The organism is Streptomyces sp. NPDC041784 (genome assembly GCF_055591025.1).
Genome location: NZ_JBVJAB010000026.1, coordinates 1 through 2,960 on the forward strand (window position 1 = coordinate 1; position 2,960 = coordinate 2,960).

1 protein-coding gene and 1 pseudogene are annotated in these 2,960 nt (G+C 73.1%); both read left to right on the top strand.

Going from position 1 to position 2,960, the window contains the following annotated elements:
- The first annotated feature begins 159 nt into the window (after nucleotides 1–159).
- Nucleotides 160–1,380 (top strand): exo-beta-N-acetylmuramidase NamZ family protein, encoded by a 1,221-nt coding sequence (locus ACZ6D7_RS36975; protein ID WP_469500550.1) that lies wholly within the window; start codon nucleotides 160–162, stop codon nucleotides 1,378–1,380.
- 92 nt (nucleotides 1,381–1,472) lie between these two features.
- A pseudogene (locus tag ACZ6D7_RS36980) lies at nucleotides 1,473–2,858 on the top strand (hypothetical protein); the annotation flags it as partial.
- Nucleotides 2,859–2,960 lie beyond the last annotated feature (102 nt).

Sequence of the window (2,960 nt, forward strand, 5' to 3'; positions counted from 1 at the left end):
ACACCCGAGGCCGTTCATCTGGACGAAGACCGCCGACGAGATCCTCGACAAAGTAGCCGCCTACTGCCGACGAATCTCCGACTCAGGTCACTAGGGGGTGTCTTGTGGATCAGGTCGGCTCCCATCGGCGGGCCCCACACGGAGCCCGCCGGGAGCGCCATGCACCTGTCCAGAAGAGCCCTGCTCGCCGCCACCGCGACGGTACCCGCCCCGGTGGCGGCGCCCGCACGGCCCCGACTGCGCACCGGGTTCGAGCGCCTCGCGGCCGACGGTTACCGAACCCTCCGCGGTCGGCGGGTCGGCATCGTCACCAACCCCACCGGCGTCACCCGCGACACCCGTCACATCGTCGACGTGATGCACGCCGACGACCGGGTGAACCTGACCGCCGTCTTCGGCCCGGAGCACGGCTTCCGGGGCACCGCGCAGGCCGGCGGCTCCGAGGGCCGGTACGACGACCCGGCGACCGGGCTGCCCGTGTACGACACGTACCTGAAGAACGGGCAGCCGCTGGCCGACGTGTTCACCGCCTCCGGCGTGGACACGGTCGTCTTCGACATCCAGGACGTGGGCGCCCGCTTCTACACGTACATCTGGACGCTCTACGACTGCATGGAGGCGGCGCGGCTGGCCGGGAAGCGGTTCGTGGTGCTGGACCGGCCGAACCCGGTGACCGGGCGGGCGGCCCGGGGGCCCGTGCTGCACCCGGAGTCCGCGAGCTTCGTCGGGCGCCGGCCGATCGCGCAGGCGCACGGGATGACCGTGGCGGAGCTGGCCCGGCTCTTCGACGGGGAGTTCCTGGACTCGGCGGTGGAGCTGGACACCGTGGAGATGAGCGGGTGGCGGCGGACGGAGTGGTTCGACGCCTCCGGGCTGCCCTGGGTGCCGCCGAGCCCGAACATGCCGACGCCGGAGACCGCGCTGGTGTACGCGGGGACATGTCTCCTCGAGGGCACCAACCTGTCGGAGGGACGTGGCACCACGCGGCCGTTCGAACTGCTCGGTGCGGAGGGGATCGACGGGCGGTGGGCGGCCGCCGCGAACGGTCTGGGGCTGCCGGGGGTGCGGTTCAGGGAGGCGTACTTCGCGCCCTCCTTCTCGAAGTTCCAGGGCAGGACCGTGGGCGGGGTGCAGCTCCATGTGCACGACCGGGACGCCTACGACCCCGTGCGCACCGGGATCGCCCTGCTGGTGACCGCGAAGCGGGTGTGGAGCGGTTTCGCCTGGCGCTCCGACCGGTGGATCGACAAGCTCACCGGTTCGGCCTGGGTGCGGACCGCGGTCGACGCCGGGGCCGGGGTCGAGGACGTGGTCGCCGGGTGGCGGGAGGAGCTGGAGGGGTTCCGGCGGACCCGGCGGAAGTATCTGCTCTACGGATGAGACGTGACCTATGGCCAAGGTCGCCCGTTGGCAGGACGATGCGCCCACATCACCCACATCGCGCGCACCGCTCCGGGGGACGGGGGCCTGTCATGGCACAGTCGGCAATGAGCGTGACTCCCTACTGGGAACTGACCTTCGACGCCGACGGGGACGTCGACGGCGCGCAACGGGACCGGCTGCTGGCCGGGGTGAAGCAGCGCGAGGTCCGCGATCTGATCGTCTTCTCGCACGGCTGGAACAGCGACCGGTCCGGCGCCACCCTGCTCTACAGCCGCTTCTTCGCGCCGATCCCCCAGCTCGTCCCGAAGGCCCGGATCGGGTACGTGGGGGTGCTGTGGCCGTCGATGCGGTTCGCGGACGAGCCGATCCCCGACTTCCCGCGCACCGTCGCGGCCGGGGCGAACGGCGGTCCGGTGCTCGACGAGGAGACCCGGCACGCGCTGCTGGAGACCTTCCCGGGCCGGGCCACGGTGGTCGAGCAGATCGCCCGGATGCTGGAGCAGCGGCCGCCCGAGGAGGGCGAACTGGACGAGTTCGGACGGCTGGTGCGGCTGCTGGTGGACGTCGTGCCGCCGGGGCCGCAGGCGCCGTTCGCGGCGGACACGGTGGCGGAGGGGGTGCCGCAGGACGAGCCGGAGATGTTCGCCGGGCCGACGGCGGCGGCCTGCGACACGTTCGCGGCGGCGCTGTGCGGGCTGGAGTCCGGGGGCGGGACCCAGGGGTTCAGCCTGCCCAACCCGTGGGACGGCGCGCACGAGTTGCTGCGGCAGGCGACGTACTACGCGATGAAACGGCGGGCCGGGACGGTCGGCGAGCGGGGACTCGGGCCGCTGATCGGACGGTTGGCGGCCGCGCTGCCCGGGGTGCGGGTGCATCTGGTGGGGCACAGCTTCGGCGCGCGGCTGGTGTCGTTCGCGCTGCGTGGCCTGCCCCGGGGGGTGCACACGGTGAAGTCCGTGACGCTGCTCCAAGGGGCCTTCTCGCACTACGCGTTCGCCGCCCGGCTGCCGCACGACGCGCGCGCGGGAGGCGTGCTGCAGGGGCAGCAGAACCGGGTCGACGGTCCGGTGGTGTGCTGTTTCTCGAAGCACGACTCGGCACTGGGCACGATGTACCCGCTGGCGTCCCGGATGGCCGGTGACGCGCGGGGGGTCCTGCCGGAGCCGGGGGGCGCGGAGCCCGGGGTGGTGGAAAGCGGGGGCGTGGAGCCCGGTGACACCGGGGCGGCCGTCGCGGAGTTCGGTGTCGGGGGCATGCTCGGTGCCAAGTGGGGGGCGATGGGTCACGACGGTGTGCAGGCCGTCCCGGGCACGCGCGTGTACCCGCTCGCCAAGGCCCTGGCCGGGCCGCTGCCCACGTCGGGGTGCGTGAACGTCGACGCGGCGGTGGTGGTCCGGCGCGGGGGCGCGCCGGCCGGGGCGCACAGCGACATCGTGCACTCCGAGCTGGCGCGGCTGGTACTGGGGGGGGGGCGGAGTCACCGACCAGCCCGCCGCCCGCCGGGCGTCCCCGGTGGGGCGGGGACCCCCCCCCCTTGTGGGAAGTGGGGCTGGTTTTTCCGCTTATTTTGCCCTTTT

Coding starts and splice junctions, on each gene's coding strand:
- ACZ6D7_RS36975 (WP_469500550.1), top strand. CDS start 160: ATGCACCTGTCCAGAAGAGCCCTGCTCGCCGCCACCGCGACGGTACCC.